The sequence below is a fragment of the Micromonospora sp. NPDC049529 genome (assembly GCF_055586685.1).
In genome coordinates this window covers 59897-79959 of sequence record NZ_JBVJHT010000024.1, presented here as the reverse complement: position 1 = coordinate 79959, position 20063 = coordinate 59897, and the positions used below count along the sequence as shown (strand labels likewise).

General features: G+C 70.9%; 13 protein-coding genes. 9 read left to right on the top strand and 4 right to left on the bottom strand.

The window, feature by feature from the left end:
• Nucleotides 1-135: 135 nt before the first annotated feature.
• Nucleotides 136-1221 (bottom strand): alkene reductase, encoded by a 1086-nt coding sequence (locus tag ACZ6QQ_RS31915; RefSeq protein WP_465881336.1) that lies wholly within the window; start codon nt 1219-1221, stop codon nt 136-138.
• Nucleotides 1222-1375: 154 nt separating this feature from the next.
• Here ACZ6QQ_RS31915 and ACZ6QQ_RS31910 point away from each other — a divergent pair, with 154 nt between their 5' ends.
• A complete protein-coding gene (locus tag ACZ6QQ_RS31910) occupies nt 1376-4063 on the top strand; it encodes an ATP-binding protein (protein ID WP_465881334.1) in 2688 nt (895 codons plus the stop codon).
• Between the two features lie 58 nt (nt 4064-4121).
• Here ACZ6QQ_RS31910 and ACZ6QQ_RS31905 read toward each other — a convergent pair whose 3' ends face one another.
• Nucleotides 4122-4988: an NAD(P)-dependent oxidoreductase gene (locus ACZ6QQ_RS31905; RefSeq protein ID WP_465881333.1), complete on the bottom strand. Its 867-nt coding sequence runs from the start codon at nt 4986-4988 to the stop codon at nt 4122-4124.
• A gap of 205 nt (nt 4989-5193) precedes the next feature.
• Between ACZ6QQ_RS31905 and ACZ6QQ_RS31900 the strand changes: the two genes are divergently transcribed.
• The 3 genes from ACZ6QQ_RS31900 (at nt 5194) to ACZ6QQ_RS31890 (ending at nt 7690) form a co-directional block, all read left to right on the top strand.
• Nucleotides 5194-5901, top strand: a complete 708-nt coding sequence (locus ACZ6QQ_RS31900) for a ThuA domain-containing protein (RefSeq protein ID WP_465881332.1) — start codon at nt 5194-5196, stop codon at nt 5899-5901.
• Entirely contained in the window at nt 5874-6965 is a 1092-nt protein-coding gene (locus ACZ6QQ_RS31895) for a Gfo/Idh/MocA family protein (RefSeq protein WP_465881331.1), read from the top strand. Before ACZ6QQ_RS31900 ends, ACZ6QQ_RS31895 begins: the two co-directional genes overlap by 28 nt.
• 74 nt (nt 6966-7039) lie before the next feature.
• The gene (locus ACZ6QQ_RS31890; protein ID WP_465881330.1) at nt 7040-7690 is read left to right on the top strand and encodes a M23 family metallopeptidase; all 651 of its coding nucleotides are present in this window, start codon (nt 7040-7042) and stop codon (nt 7688-7690) included.
• A gap of 117 nt (nt 7691-7807) precedes the next feature.
• On the opposite strand, the gene ACZ6QQ_RS31885 is transcribed toward ACZ6QQ_RS31890, so the two are convergent.
• Nucleotides 7808-9076, bottom strand: coding sequence for an endonuclease/exonuclease/phosphatase family protein (locus ACZ6QQ_RS31885; RefSeq protein WP_465881328.1), 1269 nt, complete (start codon nt 9074-9076; stop codon nt 7808-7810).
• 617 nt (nt 9077-9693) lie between these two features.
• Here ACZ6QQ_RS31885 and ACZ6QQ_RS31880 point away from each other — a divergent pair.
• Nucleotides 9694-12639 carry a S8 family peptidase gene (locus ACZ6QQ_RS31880; RefSeq protein WP_465881327.1) on the top strand — a complete coding sequence of 982 codons (2946 nt, stop codon included), beginning with the start codon at nt 9694-9696 and terminating at the stop codon, nt 12637-12639.
• A gap of 270 nt (nt 12640-12909) precedes the next feature.
• A complete protein-coding gene (locus ACZ6QQ_RS31875; protein WP_465881326.1) occupies nt 12910-14838 on the top strand; it encodes an ABC transporter ATP-binding protein in 1929 nt (642 codons plus the stop codon).
• A 12-nt stretch (nt 14839-14850) separates the two neighbouring features.
• Here the strand turns inward: ACZ6QQ_RS31875 and ACZ6QQ_RS31870 are convergent, their stop codons facing one another.
• Nucleotides 14851-15843: an NADPH:quinone oxidoreductase family protein gene (locus ACZ6QQ_RS31870; protein WP_465881324.1), complete on the bottom strand. Its 993-nt coding sequence runs from the start codon at nt 15841-15843 to the stop codon at nt 14851-14853.
• A gap of 488 nt (nt 15844-16331) precedes the next feature.
• Here ACZ6QQ_RS31870 and ACZ6QQ_RS31865 point away from each other — a divergent pair, with 488 nt between their 5' ends.
• From ACZ6QQ_RS31865 to ACZ6QQ_RS31855, 3 genes are all read left to right on the top strand, one after another.
• Nucleotides 16332-17318, top strand: coding sequence for an ABC transporter permease (locus tag ACZ6QQ_RS31865; protein WP_465881322.1), 987 nt, complete (start codon nt 16332-16334; stop codon nt 17316-17318).
• Nucleotides 17315-18238 (top strand): carbohydrate ABC transporter permease, encoded by a 924-nt coding sequence (locus ACZ6QQ_RS31860; protein WP_465881321.1) that lies wholly within the window; start codon nt 17315-17317, stop codon nt 18236-18238. Before ACZ6QQ_RS31865 ends, ACZ6QQ_RS31860 begins: the two co-directional genes overlap by 4 nt.
• 66 nt (nt 18239-18304) lie before the next feature.
• Nucleotides 18305-19939, top strand: coding sequence for an ABC transporter substrate-binding protein (locus ACZ6QQ_RS31855; protein WP_465881320.1), 1635 nt, complete (start codon nt 18305-18307; stop codon nt 19937-19939).
• The last annotated feature ends 124 nt before the right edge of the window (nt 19940-20063 follow it).

Genomic DNA, 20063 nt, shown 5'->3' with positions numbered 1-20063 from the left:
ATCGCGTACCGACCTCCGCGGTGGCCCGACCGCTGTCGCCACCACGACGCCGGAACGGACGACACGATGGAACCCGGTCGCGACACGTTGATCGCCCGGCCGGTGCGGGTACCGGCCGGGCGATCGTGCCACGGCTCAGTCGGACAGTCGCGGATAGTCGGTGTAGCCGCGGTGGTCGCCGCCGTAGAACGTCTCCGGGTCGACCGCGTTGTACGGGCCACCGGAGGTGATCCGGGCCGGCAGATCCGGATTGGCCAGCCAGAGCCGGCCGTAGCTGACGACGTCGGCCAGCCCCTCCCGCAGCGCCTCGACCCCGTCCTCCGGACTCGCCTGGTCCTGCTCGATCACCGGGTGCGGGTTCAGGATCAGGACCCCGGGCCACTCGCTCCGGATCAACTTGGTGATGTCACGGGTACCGCTCTCGCTGACGTGCAGGTAGGCCAGTCCGTACGGGGCCAGGGCGGCGGCGAGCGTCGGGTAGAGCTCGGCGGTGTCGCTCTCGTTGATCCCGTTGTAGGTGATCGCGGGGGTGAGCCGGATCCCTACCCGGTCGGCTCCGATCGCGTCGGAGACCGCCCCCACGACCTCCAGGGCGAACCGGATCCGGTTCTCCAGCGAACCGCCGTACGCGTCGGTGCGCAGGTTCGACCCGTCGCAGAGGAACTGGTGGATGAGGTATCCGCTGGCCCCGTGCAACTCGACCCCGTCGAAACCGGCCGCCACCGCGTTACGGGACGCCGACACGTAGTCCTCGACCGCCTGCGCGATGTCTGCCAGGGTCATCTCCCGGGGCACCGGATGGTCGAGCAGACCCTCGGGGGTGAACAGGGTCTCGCCCGAGGCGATCGGCGACGGCCCGAGCGGCAGTTCCCCGTCCGGGTAGAGCACCGGGTGCCCGACCCGACCCGAGTGCATGACCTGGACGAAGATGTGGCCCTGCCGGGCGTGTACGGCGTCGGTCACCTTCCGCCACGCCGCGACCTGCTCCGCCGAGTGCAGTCCCGGGGTGTCGATGTAGCCCTGCCCGATCACACACGGCTGGGTGCCCTCGGTGATGATCAGACCCGCCTCGGCGCGCTGCGCGTAGTACTCCACGGTCAACTCGCTGACCAGGCCGCCGTACGCGCGGCTGCGGGTCATCGGCGCCATGACCAGACGGTTGGGCAGGCGCATCCGGCCGACGGTGAGCGGTTCGAAGAACTCGTCCATGGAAAGCCCCATCGAGATCGGGTGATGTCGTCGACAGCCACGCTACGGAGCGGCGGCGGCCGGGGAATCAGTAGGATTTCGGTAGTCGGCTACGTATCGCCAGTGTCGGTACGCCGGGGTTCCGGGTCCCGGCGCGGGCGGGGCCCGAATCGGAGAGTGGTGGCCCGTGCTGTACGGGAGAGCTACGGAACAGGCGAGGATCCGGGACCTGCTCGACGCCGCCCGGGGCGGCCGCAGCGGGGCGCTGGTCCTGCGCGGTGAGGCCGGGATCGGCAAGTCCGCCCTGCTCGACTGGGCCGCCGGGTACGCCGACGACCTGCGGGTTCTGCGGGTCAACGGGGTCGAGGTGGAGGCCGATCTGGCGTTCGCCGGCCTGGTTCAGTTGCTCTGGCCCGTACAGGATCGGGTGGAGGCGCTGCCGGGCCCGCAGGCCGCCGCGCTGCGCGCGGTGCTCGGCGCGGAGCGGGCGCCGGGCCGGGACCGGTTCGTCACCGGGCTCGCGGTGTTGACGCTCCTCGCCGACCTGGCCGCGGACGCCCCGGTGCTCTGCCTGGTCGACGACGCCCAGTGGCTCGACCGGGCCACCATCGAGGCCCTGTCGTTCGCCGCCCGCCGGCTGGCCGCCGACCGGGTGGCGATCCTCGTCGCGGCTCGCGACGACGACGCCGAACCCGGCGAGATGACGCGGGCGAGTCCGGCCGTCACCATGGACGAGCTGCGGCTGTCCCGGTTGGACCGGGCGGACGCGACCCGGCTCCTGGCCGACCAGCGGCTGATCAGCCCGGAACTGCGGGAGCGGGTGATCGTCGAGTCCGAGGGGAACCCGCTCGCGCTGATCGAGTTCGCCGCGGCCCAGCGGGTCCGGGCCGACGGCGCGGTGCCGCTGTCGGTCGCCGACCGGGTGCTGCGGTCCTTCCGGGCTCGGATCAGCCGGCTGCCGGAGCGGACCCGGCTGATGATGCTGATCGCCGCCGCCGAGGCGCGCGGTGAACTCGCCTCCCTGGTCGGGGCCGCCCGGACCCTCGGCGCCGACCTGTCGGACCTGGCCGAGGCCGAGGAGGCCCAGCTGTTGCGGGCGGTCGGCGGGGTGGTGACGTTCCGGCATCCGCTGATCGCCACCGCCGCCTACCAGGGGGCAGTGCTGGCCCGACGGGTCACCGTGCACCAGGCGCTGGCCGACGCGGCCCGCAACCCGGACTGTCGGGCCCACCACCTGGCCGCCGCGACCACCGCCCCGAACGCCGAGGTCGCCGCCGAGTTGGCGCGGGCGGCCGAGCGGGTGCTCGGCCGGACCGGGTACGCCGCGGCGGCCGGACTGTACCGGCGGGCGGCCGAACTGAGCCCGCACCAGTCGGACCGGGCGACGTTCCTGGGCCGGGCCGCCGCGCTGTCGCTCACCGCCGGGAACGCCGCACAGGCGTTGGAGCTGGTCGAGCAGGCGGAACAACTGCTGGCCGACCCGGCGGAGCTGGCCGGGCTCGCCCCGGTGCGCGCGGCGGTCGAGTTCGAGCGCGGCGACCCGCGTACGGCCGCCCAACTGCTCGTCGAACGCTCCCTGGACGCGCAGCCACGTCAGGCGGTCGAGCTGCTGCGCACCGGCGCCGTCTACGCCTGGCTGGCCGGCCAGGCCGACCTGGTCCGCGCGGCCGCCGCCCGGGTACGCGCGATCGGCGAACCGGACCTGCTGGTGCAGGGCATGGCCGGTGTCGTCGACGACGACTTCGGCACCGGACTGCCGCTGCTGGCGAAGTTCCTGGCCGAGGAGCGGGGCCGGGCGAACGGCGCCGGTGACCGGATGTCCCGGCTGGCGGCCATCCACGCCGGGCTGATCCTCGGCGACGACACGGCCGCCCTGCACCTGGCCGCAGCCGAGGTGACCCGCCACCGCCGCGACGGGATGGTCGGCGCCCTGCCGGAGTTGCTCCAGGCCCTGGCGTACGCGCAGGTGTCCGCCGGGCAGCACGCTGACGCCGAGATGACGGTGGCGGAGGGGGTGGAGATCGCCCGCGACACCGGGGCGTACCAGAGGGTTCCGCGACTGCACCGGGTACTGGCCCGACTCGCCGCGATCGAGGGTGCCGAGCAGCGGTGCCGGGACCTGCTGGGACCGGATCCGGGCGGCGCGGCCGGGCACGACGCGTTGCTCCTGCTCGACCTCGGCGCCGGACGCCACACCGAGGCGGTGCACGGGTACGAGGCGGCGCTGGCCGAGGGGGACCCGGTCGCGCTGCTGCTCTCCGTACCGGACGCGGTGGAGGCGGCGGTGCGGGCCGGCGAGCCGCATCGGGCGCGGCGGTGGCTGCCCCGCTTCCAGGCCTGGGCCGAGGCCGGCGAGCAGCCGTGGGCGCGTGCCGTCGCCAGTCGTTGTGCCGCGCTGACCAGCGACGAGGAGGAGGACTACCGCCGCGCGCTGCGCTGGCACGAGCAGGGTGGGCGCCCGTTCGAACGGGCCCGCACGGAACTGCTCTACGGCGAGTGGCTGCGCCGGGCCCGGCGTCGGTCCGAGGCGCGACCGGTCCTGCGTTCGGCGCTGGCGCTCTTCGAACGGCTCCGGGCGCGTCCCTGGGCCGAGCGGGCGCGGGCCGAACTGCGGGTGGTCGGCGACACCGTGGCGCCGGCCCGGCCCGCCGCCGCCGACCTGCTCGACCGGCTCACCCCGCAGGAGTCGCGGGTGGTCCGGCTGGCCGCGCAGGGGGTGAGCAGCCGGGACATCGGCGCGCAACTGTTCCTCAGCCCGCGCACGGTCGAACACCACCTCTACAAGGCGTACCCGAAACTCGGGGTCCGGTCCCGGCGGGACCTGCTGCTGCTCGGTCTCGACGGCGGGTCGCGGCTGGACCACCTGCCCACCTGACCGGCTCCGGTCGGGGTCCGTGCGGCGGGCGGGCGCGCCGGATCCGGCGCGTGGCGCGTCAACCGATCGTCGCGGTCAGGCCCTCACCGTCGCGCCCCGCCGCGATGAGCGCCTCGATCCGGGCCGACACCTCGGACAGGCCGCCGTCGCCCAGCGGCCGGGCGGTCCGGAGCTCCATGAGCTGGCGGATGACGCCGAGGTGCCCGGGGAGGCTGGCGGGGCCCGGCGGGTAGCTGGCCCGCAGCAGTTCGTCGACGGTGTCGGGGGTGCCGGTGACGACGTGACCGAGCTGGGTCCGGGCCGAGTCGGAGAACTCGCCCACGTCGATGCCGGCTTCGCGTACGGCGTCGAGCGCCCGGAGCAGGCCGAGTTGGGCGTCGTACCAGAGGCCGAAGAGGGCCAGGTCCCAGATCGCGGCCGCCTCCGGGGTCTCCCCGACGAAGCGCGGCGTGCTCAGCAGGCCGAGGGTCGCGCTGTGTTGCTGGAACGCGGTCCGCGAGCCGCTGTACATGATGTTCGCAGCGTCCGTACCGATCATCTCGGGCGAGGACTGGATGCCCGCGTCGAGATACCGCGCGCCCAGGTCGCTGACCCGTTGGGCCGCCAGCCGTGCCTCCCGGGCGGTGCCGGTGCACATCGCGATGACGGTCTTCCCGGACAGGTCGGTGCCGAGTGCGTCCAGGCACTGCTGCACCGCCGCATGGTCGCTGAGTGTGAGCAGGGTCAGGGCGCTGGACGACGCCGCCTCACGGATGGAGCCGGCCGGGACCGCGCCCACCTCCGCCAACTCGGCCGACCGGCTCGGCGTACGGTTCCACACCACCACGTCGTGCCCACCAGCGCAGAGCCGGCGTACCACGGCACTGCCGATGGCCCCCGTGCCGATCACCGCGACCCGATCCGCTGAACTTCTGATTTCCGACATGGTGGAAATCCTGGAACATGAACCGCAGTTGAGGTCAAGTTTCCGGCGTGTCGCCACGAAGAAAAGTGCTGACTCAGCGTGATCTTCGGTGGCCTGGCCTCGCGGAGCCGACTGCGATCACCAAGGTGCTGGTGTTGCGACTGATGCATTTACTAGGCTCAATGAGGTGTTCGCCGACGGCGGTGGACCGGGGGAGGGAACGGGTGTGACACAGCGGCGGGCACTGGTGGTACGGGGCGGATGGGCGGGGCACCAGCCGGTCGAGGCGACGAAGCTGTTCATCCCCTTCCTCGAAGGCAGCGGCTATGCCGTACGGACCGAGGAGTCGACGGAGATCTACGCCGACGCCGCCGAGATGGCCGCCACCGACCTCGTCGTGCAGTGCGTGACGATGTCCCAGATCACCGCCGAGCAGGTGGCGGGTCTGAGCGCGGCGGTTGTCGCCGGAACGGGCCTCACCGGCTGGCACGGCGGGATCGTGGACTCCTTCCGCGCGTCGTCGGACTACCTGCACCTGGTGGGCGGCCAGTTCGCGACCCATCCGGGCAAGGAGCCGTGCGAACGGCACGGTGGCGCCGAGGACAACTTCCTGCCGCACACGGTACGGATCAGCGACCTCGGCCGGGAGCATCCGATCACCGCCGGGATCGAGGACTTCGACCTGGTCACCGAGCAGTACTGGGTGCTGCACGACGACCTGGTCGACGTACTGGCCAGCACCACCCACCCGGTGCGGCCATGGCAGCCGTGGCACCGGCCGGTCACCTCGCCGGTGATCTGGACCCGTCGCTGGGGGGCCGGGCGCGTCGTCGTCACGACCCCGGGGCACAGCCTCGACGTGCTGGAGCACCCGGACGTCCGGACCGTCATCGAGAGGGGAATGCTGTGGGCGACCCGCACCGCGTCGGCATAGTGGGCCTCGGGGTCATCTCCCGTGCGTACCTGAAGACGCTGGCCGACCATCCCTCGGTGAGTGTCGTCGCGGTGGCCGACCTCGACGCCGCCCGGTCGGCCGCCGCCGCCGCGACGATCCCCGGCGCCGAGGCGGTGAGCGTCGAACGCCTGCTCGACCGTGCGGACGTGCAGACGGTCCTCAACCTCACGATCCCGGCGGCACACGCCGAGATCTCCCTCGCCACGATCGACGCGGGCAAGAACGTCTACGTCGAGAAACCGCTCGCCGTCGCCTTCCCGGACGGTCGTTCGATCATCGACCGGGCCGCGTCGGCCGGGGTCCGGGTGGGCTGCGCACCGGACACCGTCCTCGGCACGGGTACGCAGACGGCCCGCGCGGCGATCGACGGCGGCCTGATCGGACGTCCGCTGTCCGCGTCGGCGGTCATGGTCACCGCGGGACACGAACGCTGGCACCCCCACCCCGACTTCTACTACGCCCCCGGCGGCGGACCGCTGCTGGACATGGGGCCGTACTACATCTCCGCCCTCGTCCACCTGCTCGGGCCGGTACGCGCGGTGGTCGGAGCCGCCGGCCGGCTGCGCGCCGAACGGGTCATCGGCTCGGGCCCGCGCACCGGCCAGCGCATCCCGGTGGCGGTCGACACCCACGTGACCGGCGTGCTCGAACACGTCGACGGTGCCCTGTCCACCATCACGACCAGCTTCGACGGCGTCGCGACGACGGCCGCGCCGATCGAGGTGCACGGGGAGACCGGGACGCTCGCCGTACCCGACCCGAACCACTTCGACGGGGAGGTCCGGCACTTCCCGCTCGGCGGCACCGGCTGGCGGGCCCTCGAACCACTCGCGGGCTACGCCGGTGGTTCGCGGGGCATCGGGCTGATCGACCTGGTCGGAGCCGACGGAGGGCGTCCGCCACGGGCCGGCGGCGAGTTCGCGCTGCACGTCCTGGAGACGATGACCGCACTGCTCCGGTCGGCAGCGCAGGGTCGGCGGATCGAACTGACGACGGCGGCGCGGCGGCCCGTGCCGGTCCCGCTCAGCCGGGTCGAGGACTAGGACGCAGACCACGGGTACGGGCGGTTTCCGGCCCCGGGGCCGCCGACTTGCCGGCGTCTGCCAGGCTCGGGGCGGTGACAGCCGGCCAGCCGAGCAGACCTCGTACCCACCGCCGCGTCCGCAGCCGCACCGGTCGGATCGTCCTGGTGCTCGGTGCGGTCGCCACCGTCCTCGCCGTCGCGGTGGTCGTCGTACCGCTGCTGCGAGCGCCGGGTCCGCGCCCGCTGTTCCAACTTCCCGTTGCCTGCGGCGAGACCTGGCAGCTCGGCACCTATCCGGGTCACGGCGACAACGACGTCGACCTGTTTCCCACCGAGGGAGAGAGCTGGGGACGCCCGGTGCTCGCCTCGTACGCCGGCACCGTCACCGAGGCGGGGATCAACGGAACCCTGGGCGGTCGTACCCCCGAGAACCCGGACGGCCCACGCGGACGCGGCGGCGGTTACTGGGTGAAGATCGACCACGGTGGGAAGTGGGAGACCCAGTACCTCCACCTGCTCGAACCGCCGCCGGTCCGGGTCGGTCAGCGGGTCGACCAGGGTGAGCGCATCGGCCGGGTGGGCAGCACCGGCAACTCCGGCGCGCCGCACCTGCACTACGAACAGCGTCGGGGTTGGGAGAAGGTGGAAACCCACTTCGACGGCTCACCGTCGGGCATCACCCACGACGAGTCCGAGTACACCGTCCGGCGGACCAGCAACAACTGCGCCCCCGGCGGGTCGTAGCCACCGCCGGACGGGGATCGGCGGCGACGCGACCGACGCCGTCGAGGTGTCGGGCGGACGGAGCAGACGGCCCCGGCGCGCGTCCCGCGCCGGGGCCATCCACAACTCGGCGACAGGTTACCGGCCCACCCGCAGATCGAGCCAGACCAGCCGGTGGTCGGAACTGGGGAAGGGGAACGAGCCGGTGAGCCGGGCCAGGGGATCGCCGGCCACCGGCCAGAACACGCCGCCGCCGCGTACGTCCAGCCCGCGCGAGGGCAGCACGTAGTCGGCGCGCAGGTTGCCCGGTCCGGGTACGTCGGCGAAGTCGGCCGTGTCCTGGGCGGGATTCGTGCGGTGGGTCGTGTTGGCGCCGCCCTGGAGCGCGGCGGCCTCGGCGGCGCCGGCGCTCGACGGAGTGAACCGCGCGTTGATCGAACGGTGGTCCAGCAGTTGCTGGGCCGCGCCCGCGATGCTGTCACCGTCGAACGGGTCCGAGTTCTGGTCCCCGGCGATCACGAACCGGGAGCCCGCCCGCAGCCCGCCCCGCGCGCCCTCGTCGTCGTAGATGTAGCGGCCGCCGCCGGGACGTACGTAGTCGGCCCAGAACCGGATCTCGTCGAAGTTACGCCGTCCGTTGCGGTCCTCGGCCCCGTCGAAGACCGGCGGCGTGGGGTGGCTGACCAGGAAGTGCACAGTCTTGCCGCCGACCCGGACCGGCAGGTCCCAGTGGCTCTTCGACGACAGCCGGACCACCGCCAACTCCTGGCGGGAGTAGAAGTCGCCGGGTGCCGAGGTGGCCGGGTCGTCGGGGAGCAACGCGCCCGGCATGTCCTTCCAGCGGAAGTTCTGGAACGTACGGACCCGGTCGGTGTCGATGGGGTAGCGGGAGTAGACGACCATGCCGTACTGGCCGGGGAAGGCGCCGAACCCCAGCGCGTCGTCGCCGTACCCGGCCGCTCCCGGCTGGGTTACCACGGTGCCGTCGTTGTTCAGGTCGAAGCCGGAGACGATGCCGGTGTTGCTCGGCGCGATGAACCAGTACGGGTAGCTGACCGGATTCGCGCCGTTCTGGCCGACCGACAGGTAGTTGTCCCGGAAGAGCCGTGCCGCCTGCGGGTCGAAGTCGAACTCGTTGATCAGCAGCACGTCCGGCCGGGACCGCTGCACGATCTCGGCGATCGTCCGGGCCTGCGGATTGCCCGGCGTGGACAGGTCGGCCCGCAGCGCCCCGGCCACGCCCCGGTTGAGCGAGGCGTTGAACGTGGCGAACCGTACGTCGCCGGCACCGCCACCGTGCGCCCCGGCCGGTGCCGCGACGGTGGGCAGCGCGACGAGGGTCACGACGGCGGCGAGTATCCCGCCACGTGCCACGACCGCTCGAAACCGCCCGAGAGTCAGGGACATGCTTCCTCCTCGGTATGTCGGCCGGCCACGGGTCCTTCCGTGACCGGTCCGGTCAGTCCACACTGGACGAGCGCTGGTGTCGACGCCCGTAGGCGTGTCTATCGGCGGACGCCGACCACCCGGTGGCGGTCACGTGAACACTGGGATCCGCTCCGGGACCCCGCACCGGACCGGGGACCACGCCGTCGACGGGCGCGGCGGATCCCGATCACGGTGCGGGTCGGGGTCGTACCTGTCCTTGCGTTCGCGGAGCCGGCCCTCCATCGAACCAGGTTCCTAGGACGGCTACCGGGGTGGTGACGGCACACCTTCGGTGCCTCCGTCCGGGTGTGTCCATCGAGGACGCTTCTGTCCAATCCATCGATGTGCGTCATGTGGAAGGCGTGATCGGCCACTTCCGTCGGGCGATCCCGTACGCATAGGCTCACCGCCAGTGTTTGATCCAGATCGATCCGGTGACCGGGCCGCCCTCCGTGACCATCGCCGCATCCCGTCGGATGGTGTCGGCGTGACGGCTGCCCCGGTCCGTCAAGAGGCACAGGAGGGATCCGTTCGTGTCGCTCGCAGGAACAACTGGACATCGACGCTCAACCAGGAAGCTGCTCACCACCGCGGTCGTGACCGCGCTGGCGCTGACCGTCCTTCCCGCTCCGAGCCCCGCACAGGCCGCGCCCGAGGCGGCGGGCACCGAGTTGTACCTGGTCCAGCTGGTCGACGCGCCGGTCGCGTCGTACGCCGGTGGTCTGGCCGGCCTCGCCGCCACCAGGCCGGCCGCCGGTGACAAGGTCGACCTCGACGCCGCGTCGGCCCGGGCCTACCGGGGTCATCTCGCGACGAGGAAAAGCGACCTCCGGCGCCGGAGCGGCCTGTCCGCGGCCGCGACCGTACGCGACTTCGACGTGGTCTTCAACGGCTTCGCGGCGGAGCTGACCGAGGCGCAGGCGAACAAGCTGCGGCGCACCTCCGGCGTGCTGAACGTGTGGCGCAACGAGATCCGCCAGGCCGACACCGTCACCACCCCGGCGATGCTCGGCCTCGACGGCCGCGACGGGGTCTGGCGGCAGGAGTTCAAGGGCGACCGGCACGCGGGCGAGGGTGTCATCGTCGGCATCATCGACAGCGGCATCTGGCCGGAGAACCCGAGCTTCGCCGCGCTGCCGAACCCGCGCCCGGACGCGAGGACCATCGCCAGGAAGTGGAAGGGTGTCTGCGACACCGGCGTCAGCTCGCCGATCACCTGCAACAACAAGCTGATCGGTGCCCGCTACTACAACGCCAGCGGCCTCGGCGACGTGCTGCCCGGCGAGTTCGAGAGCCCGCGCGACTACAACGGCCACGGCTCGCACACCGCCTCCACGACGGCCGGCAACCACGGCGTCACCGCGGTGATCAACGGAGGCGTGGTGGGTACGACCTCCGGCATGGCGCCGGCCGCCCGGATCGCCGCCTACAAGGCGCTGTGGCACCAGCCCGGCGGTGGCGGCAGCGGCGGCACGGTCGACCTGGTCAACGCGATCAACGACGCGGTCGCCGACGGTGTCGACGTGATCAACTACTCCATCTCCGGGTCCCGTACCTCGTTCGTGGACCCGGTGGAACTGGCCTTCCTGAGCGCCGCCGACGCCGGTGTCTTCGTCGCCACCTCCGCCGGTAACAGCGGACCGGGCGCGAGCACCGTCGCACACAACTCGCCGTGGGTGACCACGGTGGCGGCCAGCAGCCACGACCGCTCGTTCGACAAGACCCTGACCCTGGGCAACGGGGCGAGCTACCCCGGCGTCGGTGTCGGCCCGGCGGTGGCCGCCACCGGTCTGGTCGACGCGGTGACCGCCGGCCTGCCCGGGGTGCCCGCCGGCAACGCCGAACTGTGCCTGCTGAACTCGCTCGACCCGGCGAAGGTGACCGGCCGGATCGTGCTCTGCAAGCGGGGCGTGAACGCGCGTACCGAGAAGAGCCAGGCCGTGCGCGACGCCGGTGGGGTCGGCATGATCCAGTACAACGACCCCGACAACTCGCTCAACGCGGACTTCCACTTCGTACCCTCGATCCACGTCGACCGGGCCGCCGGCCTGGCGATCAAGGCGTACGCCGCCACGGCCGGCGCCACCGCGGCCCTGTCGGCCGGGGTCGCCGGGACCGCCCGCGCCCCCGAGATGGCCTCCTTCTCGTCGGCCGGTCCCGCCCTGGCCGGCAACGGCAACCTGCTCAAGCCGGACATCACCGCGCCGGGTGTCGACGTCATCGCGGCCGTCGCCCCGCCGGCCAACGCCGGTAACAGCTTCGGCGCCAACTCCGGCACCTCGATGTCGAGCCCGCACATCGCCGGCCTGGCCGCCCTGCTGATCAGCAAGAACCCCCGGTGGTCCCCGATCTGGGTCAAGTCGGCCCTGATGACCACGGCCGGGCAGAAGGACAACAGCGGAGCGCCGATCCAGCGCGCGGGCGTCAACGCCACGCCGTTCGACCTCGGCTCCGGGCACGTGCGGCCGAGCCTGTCGTTCAACCCCGGCCTGGTGTACGACAGCGGCTACGACGACTGGATCCGCTTCCTCTGCGGCACGGGCCAACTGACCGGGCCGACCTGTGTCAGCTACGGGTCGATCGAGACGAGCCAGCTCAACTACCCCTCGATCAGCGTCGGCAGCCTCCCCGGGAAGCAGAGCGTGACCCGCACAGTGACCAACATCGGCAAGAAGGACGCCGAGTACACGGCCCGGGTCGAGGCCCCGGCCGGGTTCACCGTGACCGTGTCGCCGTCCCGACTGAAGATCAGGCAGGGGCGGACCGCCACCTTCACGGTCACCACCACGCGGACGACGGCGGCCCTGGGACAGTGGGCGTTCGGCTCGCTGACCTGGGAGCCGAAGGACCGCAGGAGCCACGACCGGGAGCCGCTCAGTGACGTACGCAGCCCGATCGCCGTACGCGCCGTGTCGGTCGCGGCGCCGGCCTCGGTCACCGGAACCGGCACCACCGGCTCGACCTCGCTGACAGTGCGTCCGGGGTACGGCGGCACGCTCACGGCCGCCGTCAGCGGCGCCGTCCCGGCGACGGTCACCCCGCTGCACCTGGTCGGCACGAACACCACGTTCAACCCGGCCGCCCCGGCCACCGGACCGGCGGTCGGCAGGGTCGACGTGACCGCACCGGCCGGCACCAAACTGGTCCGCTTCGCCACCCTGGACGCCGACTACCCGGCCGGGACGGACGTCGACCTGTTCGCCTACAACGCGGCGGGCGCACTGGTCGGCAGCAGCGGCGGCGGTACCGCGGAGGAGGTGATCGAGCTCGCGGCGGCCGGCACCTACGCCGTGTACGTGGTGCAGTTCGCGCTGCCGTCCGGCCAGACCGAGGCGACCGTGAAGCACTACGACTGGTCGGTCGGCCCGGCCACCGGCAACCTGACCGCCACCCCGGCCAGCCAGTCGGTGACCACCGGTACGGACACGACGGTCACGGTCGGTTGGAGCGGCCTGACCGCCGGTTCCCGGTACCTCGGCCTGATCAACCTCGGTGACGGCACCAGCGAGATCGCCCGGACCACGGTGACCCTGCTGCCCTGATCCGACCCGTCCCCGCCGACCGACGCCGGCCGGCAGCCACCGCCAACGCGGGGGTTGCCGGCCGGTGCCCGTTGACACACGTGTTCGACACGCCGGTAACTGCGTGACTCGATCTGATTGCCGAACGTAGGCTCCGGGCGTGGGTTCTTCCCGCTGATCGCGGGGACGCCCGTCCGTCAACACCAGACTCCCGGTGATCAACCCTGCCCGAGCTGTCGCCGTCCGGGCCGGCCGACGTTCCATCCGCTGCTTGGAGGTCGTGTGGAGACCGTGATCAGCCCCCGTCAGCCCTCGGACCGGGACGAGCCGACAACCGCCGACGACGCCCCGTTGCTGCCGGAGATGGAGGACCCCGACTGGATGCACCACGCCCGCGAGGTCGCCCAGACGAGCTTCTGGTCGGTGGCCCGACGCCTGCCCCACCTGGTGCGGGAGGCGATCGCCCTCGCCTGGGCGACCAGCCGCCGGGACACGATCGCCTCGCTCGGCCTCAACGTCGCCGCCGGGGTGATGACCACCTTCGGACTGCTGGCCACGACCAGCGTGCTGACCGAGTTGTTCGCCGCCGGTCCCACTCCGGACCGGGTACGGGCCGCGCTGCCGGCGCTGCTGGTCGCGGCGGGGGCGGTGATGGCCAAGGGCGGCCTGACCATCGCCGCCGGGTGGGCACAGGCCCGACTGATGCCGCAGATCAACTACCGGGTGGAACTGCGGATGTTCGAGGCGACCACGGCGGTCGACCTGGCCGCGTTCGACGACGCCGGGTTCGCCGAGGAGATGGACCGGGCCCGGGAGCGGGGCATGCACGAGGCCGCCTCGATCGTCGACAACACCGTCAACCTCGTCACGGGTGTGGTCGGTGTGCTCGCCACCGCCGCCGCGGTCGCCGTCATCCAACCGATCCTGCTGCCCTGCCTGCTGCTCGCGGCCGTACCCGAGGCGATCACGGCGGTGCGGATCGCCCGCCGCCAGTATCTGAACCTCCTGGCCCGGATCACCCGACGCCGTCGAATGTGGATGCTCGCCACCCTGATGGCCAACCGGCACACCGCCGCCGAGATCCGTTCCTACCAGATGCGCGACTTCCTCCTCGGCGAGTACCGCCGGATGATGACCGCCGAGACCCGCGCCGATCTCGACCTGGTCCGCTCGCAGACCCGAACCCGCGTGTTCGGAGCCTCCGTCGCCGGGCTGGCCAGCTTCGCGGTGTACGGCGTCCTCGGCGGGCTGTTGCTGATCGGATGGGTCGCGCTCGCCGCCGCGGCGACCGCGCTGCTGGCGTTGCAGACCGCTCACTCCAGCCTCGGGATCGCCGTGTTCGCGACGAACTCGCTGTACGAGGACGCCCTGTACTACCAGGACTACCGCGACTTCCTCGACCGCGCCCACGGTCGTACCCGGCCCGCCGACGGTCGGTCGACGCCCGGCTTCGACGCGATCGAGCTCGACCGGGTCAGCCTGAGCTACCCGGACACCGACACCCCGGCGGTGGACGAGGTGAGTCTCACCGTCCGGCGCGGTCAGGTGATCGCCCTGGTGGGGGAGAACGGCTCCGGCAAGACCACGCTGGCCAAGCTCATCGCCGGCCTGTACCGCCCCAGCTCCGGCGTCATCCGCTGGGACGGCACCGACACCGCCGAACTCGACCCCCACAGCCTCGCCTCGCACGTCTCGGTGATGACCCAGGACTGGTGGAAGTTTCCGTTCACCGCCAAGCAGAACATCCTCATCGGGCGGCACGACCGCCCGGCTCACCGGCCGGGGCCGAGCATGGAGGACGCCGCCCGGGCGGCGGCCGCGCACGACATGATCCTCGACCTGCCGTACGGCTACGACACGCTGCTCGACCGCGAGTTCAAGAACGGCCACGACCTGTCCGGTGGCCAGTGGCAGCGCCTGGTCGCCGCCCGCAGCCTCTACCGCAACGCCCGCCTGCTGGTCTGCGACGAACCCTCCGCCGCCCTGGACGCCCGTGCGGAACACGCCATGTTCCAGCATCTGCGCCGCCATCCCGACCGGCTGATCGTCCTGATCACCCACCGGCTCGCCAACGTCCGGCACGCCGACCGGATCTACGTCATGCGCGACGGGCGGCTCGTCCAGCAGGGGGCCCACGACGAACTCATGGCCGAGGACGGGCTCTACCGTGAACTGTTCGATCTCCAGGCGGCCGGCTATCTACCGGGCGCCGCGTCGTGACCACGGGGACGCTCAGGGCCGCAGGGCCAGTTTGCCGACGGTGGTCCGCGCCTCCAGCGCGGTGAGCGCCTTCGACCCGTCGGCGAGGTCGTAGATGGTCGGCTGATCGGGGGTGAACACTCCGGCGGCCATGAGGGCGACCAGTTCGCCCATCAGTTCGCCGAAGATCTGCGGCGCATGGTCGATCAGTGCGCCGATGAGCAGGCCGGTCACCTGGACCTGGTGCCTGAACACCAGCTCCCGGTTGGTGATCGCGGCTTCGCCGTCGGCCATGCCGTAGACGACGACCCGGCCGGTGACCCGTCTGGTCGCGGCCAGGCTGGCCTGGAGGGTGGATCCGCCGACCGACTCCAGCACCAGGTCGGCGCCCCTGCCGTCGGTGAGCCGCAGGACCTCGGCGGTGACGTCCGCGCTGCGGTAGTCGATTACGTGGTCGGCGCCCAGCGACCGCACCGTTTCGTGCTTGCCGGGCGACGCGGTCGCGATCACGGTCGCGCCGTAGTGCTTGGCCATCCTCACCGCGGCCTGGCCGACCCCGCCCGCCGCCGCGTGCACCAGCACGGTCTCTCCGGTGGCGACCCGGCCCAGCGGTCTGAGCGCGGCCAGTGCGGTGGCCCAGTTCATGACCAGGCCCAGCGCCTGGTCGTCGGTCCAGCCGGTGGGCACCGGCACCATCGCGGTCGCGGGCAGCACCATGTACTCGGCGAAGGCGCCGGATCCGGCGCCGACGACGTGGGCACCGAGTTCCGGGTGGGTCACTCCCTCGCCCAGGGCGACGATCTCTCCGGCGGCCTCGAAACCCGCGAGGTACGGCGCCTGCGGGCCGCCGTGGTACGTGCCGCGGGTCTGCATGACGTCGGCGAAGTTGATGCCCGCCGCGGTGACCCGCATGAGCATCTCGCCGGGACCCGGGGTCGGCACCGGCACGTCATCCACCAGGCGTAGGTCCTGCGGCCCGTCCAGGGACATCTGCCGCAGGGCGCGCATGGTGCCGGGGATGCTCATGGATATCGACTCCCTTCTTCGGGCAACGGTACGGCGCGGGTTCGTTGCCCGCAGTCCCTCGGGATCGACAACGCTGGATGTCTCACCCGGTCCGGACGAGGTCGGCGCCCACAGGGGGCGTCACGCCCGTCGCACGGTGGTGGGTGCCCAGAAATTTGTCGAGAGCACCCGAAAGTTTCGGCGGCGCACCGACCTGTTCGGACGCCCGGCTGGGCTGGGTGCGGTGACGTACGCGCCGATCGGGACGCTTGTCCGGGGCCATCGCTGTGTCGCAGGTGGTTGCGGGCGGCGCCCGGCGCCCCTTGACACACATAGACGGAGGCCTTTAGGTTGCCGAAAAGGTCGCAGAGTTTACCGAAACTTTCGATGCCGGACTCGACCGCGAATCATCGTGTCCCCGGTCGGCTGCGGGCCGGCGGGACCCAGGGGGTTGACATGAGCAGTCAGGTGTCCGTGGCAGTCCCGCACGGCGGATAGGGGGTCGGGCGGTGGCATCCGAGACACTGCGGCGGCCGGAACGGACGCGGCCCCCCGCTTCGGCGGAGACCATCCCCGACCCGCGTAGACGCGGTCGCCGTACCTGGCGGCGGGCGCTGCGCCGGGACTGGCAGCTCTACTCGCTGGCCGTCCTGCCACTGCTGTTCTTCCTGGTCTTCCGGTACCTGCCGATGCTCGGCAACGTGATCGCGTTCCGCCGGTTCGAACCCGGCGGCAACCTGTTCGGCGAGTACTGGGTCGGCCTGCGGTACTTCCGGATGTTCTTCACCGACCCGACGTTCTGGGAGGTGTTCACCAACACGCTGGTGCTGGGAACGCTGACCCTGCTGTTCTGCTTCCCCCTGCCGATCGTGCTGGCGCTGCTGCTCAACGAGGTCCGTACCCGCAAGCTGAAGCGTTTCGTCCAGTCCGTGTCCTACCTGCCGCACTTCCTGTCGATCGTGATCGTGGCGGCCATGGTCATGCAACTGCTGTCGGTGGACGGGACGGTGAACCAGATCGTCCGGGGTCTCGGCGGCGACGCCGTGTCGTTCCTGCAACAGCCCGAGTGGTTCCGGACCATCTACGTCTCGTCCGAGGTCTGGCAGACGGTCGGCTGGGGCACGATCCTCTACCTCGCCGCGCTGACCACCATCGACGAGAACCTGTACGAGGCGGCCCGGATCGACGGGGCCAACCGGTGGCGCCAGACCTGGCACGTGACCCTGCCCGGGATCAGACCGACGATGGTGACGCTGTTGATCCTGAACATCGGCACGTTCATGGCGGTTGGATTCGAGAAGGTCCTGCTGCTCTACAACCCCCTGACCTACCCGACCGCGGACGTCATCTCCACCTACCTGTTCCGGATGGGCTTCGAGTCCAGCAACTTCAGCTACGCCGCCGCCATCGGGCTCTTCGAGGCCGTGATCGGGCTGTTCCTGGTGTTGACGGCGAACACCATCTCCCGGCGTACGGTGGGGACGAGCCTGTGGTGACCGTCGGCGCCGGCACCGCCCGGCCGAAGCCCGCCCGGCGACGCGGGATCCGGGCGACCCGGGGACAGCGGATCTTCCGGGCGGTCAACGGGGTCATCCTGACCGCCGTCGTGATCGTGACGCTGTACCCCTTCGTCAACATCGTGGCCCGTTCGCTCAGCGACGAGGCGTACCTGATCTCCGGGCAGGTCAACCTCGTGCCGCGCGGGTTCGACCTGACCGCGTACGAGTTGGTGCTCTCCGACTCGATGTTCTGGACGAACTACCGCAACACCGTCGTATACACCGTCGTCGCCACGATCATCGCCGTCGTGCTGACCACCTGCTACGCGTACGTGCTGTCGAAGCCGCAGCTCAAGGGGCGCGGCGCGTTGGTCGGCATCGCGGTGTTCACCATGTTCTTCTCCGGCGGCCTGATCCCCAACTACGTGCTGATCACCAGCCTGGGCATGAAGAACAGCATCTGGGCGGTGGTCGTGCCGAACGCGATCAGCGTGTTCAACCTGCTGGTGATGAAGGCGTTCTTCGAGAGCATGCCGGAGGAACTGGAGGAGGCCGCCGCCGTCGACGGGCTGAACACGTACGGCACGCTGCTGCGGATCGTCCTGCCGCTGTCGAAGGCCATCATCGCCACGATGGTGCTCTTCTACGCCGTCTCGTACTGGAACTCGTGGTTCACCGCGTTCCTCTACCTGGACCGGCAGGAGTTGCTTCCGGTGACGGTCTACCTGCGCAACCTGATCTCGGGGGCGACCGGCGCCCAGTCGGCCGGTGGGGTGGCCGACGCGGACGCGGTCCAGGCCGCGGCCACCCTCCAGTCCGTGACCATCGTGCTCACCACCCTGCCGATCCTGGTGGTCTACCCGTTCATCCAGCGCTACTTCGTCTCCGGCGTGATGCTCGGCGCGGTCAAGGGGTAGTCCGCCGGCCGAAACCCGTCTCTGCGCACCGCACCCAACCACCACCACCGCACCGAAAGGACGGCCATGCTCCACAGAACGTGGCGCCGGGTAGCGATAGCGGCTGCCGGTCTGCTCACCCTCAGCCTCGTCGCGTGCTCCGAGGAGTCTCCGCAGGCCACGGACCTTTCCGGCAACCGGGCCGGCGCCATGGCCGACTACGGTGTCGGGGACCAGTTCAAGGCCACCGAGCCGCTCTCCTTCTCCACCCTCTACAACAACCACTCGTTCTACCCGTTGAAGAACGACTGGTTGTTCTGGTCGGAACTCACCAAGCGCACCAACGTGACGATCGAACCGGTCGCGGTGCCGTTGAGCGACTACGAGCAGAAGCGCAGCCTGCTCATCGGTGCCGGTGACGCACCGCTGATCATCCCGAAGACCTACCACCCGCAGGAGAACGCCTTCGTCTCCTCCGGCGCGATCCTTCCGGTGAGCGACTACCTCGATCTGATGCCCAACTTCAAGGACAAGATCGCCAAGTGGAAGCTCGAACCGGAGATCGACACGCTGCGCCAGTCCGACGGCAAGTTCTACCTGCTCCCCGGTGTGCACGAGAAGCCCACCCACGACTACTCGCTGGCCGTACGGGCCGACATCCTCGACGAGCTCGGTCTGTCGGTGCCGAAGACCTGGGACGAGCTTTACAGCGTGCTCAAGGCGATGAAGGCGAAGTACCCCGACACGTACCCGTTCTCGGAGCGGTGGGGCAAGCCCACTCCCGGCGGGAGCCTGCTCAACATCCTCGGCTCCGCGTACGGCACCCAGGCCGGCTGGAACTACCAGCACGCCACCTGGGACCCGAGCGCGAAGAAGTTCCTCTACACCGGTGCCACCGAGCAGTACAAGCAGATGCTCCAGTACCTCAACAAGCTGGTCGCCGAGAAGCTGCTCGATCCGGAGAGCTTCACCCAGACCGATGACCAGGCCCGCCAGAAGCTGGCCAACGGCAAGTCGTTCGTCATCGGCGCCAACGCGCAGACCCTGGTCAACGAGAACCGGCCGGACCTGGCGAAGACCCTGCCGAACGCGAAACTGGTCAAGATCCCGCTGTTGGTCGGCCCGGCCGGGGAGATCAACCCGACCACCCGGCTGGAGAACGGCATCATGATCTCCAAGAAGGCCCGGGACAGCACGAACTTCGTGGCGATGATGCAGTTCATCGACTGGCTGTGGTATTCCGACGCGGGCCAGGAGTTCGCCCGCTGGGGCGTCGAGGGGACGACGTACACCAAGGACGCCTCCGGCAAGCGGACCCTCACCGCCGACGTCAACGTCCTCGGGCTCAACCCCCAGGGCAGCAAGCACCTCCAGAAGGAGTTCGGCTTCTACAACGGGGTGTTCACCTACGGTGGCAACCTCGAACTGGTGCAGTCCTTCTTCCCGGCGGAGGAGCAGGAGTTCCAGAAGGTGATGAGCGCGCGCACGCCGCTGCCGGTGGCGCCGCCGTACCCGTTCACCGACGAGGAACGCGAGCAGGCGTCACTGTGGGAGACACCGCTGAAGGACTTCGTGACCCAGAACGGGCTGCGGTTCATCCTCGGGCAGCGGCCGTTCACCGAGTGGGACGCGTACGTCGGCGAGCTGAAGGCGAAGAACTCGGAGTCGTACCTGACGCTGGTCAACAAGGCGTACGAGCGGTTCCAGAAGGAGAACGGTTGACCCCGGTCCGGGGGGGGGCCCCCCCCCCCCCCCCCCCCGAGAGCGTGTTTGTCTTCCGGGGGAAACCCCCCGCGGCCAGCCCACCCGCCCAAAGAGAGGGGTGGGGGTCGGGGACTTTTCCCCT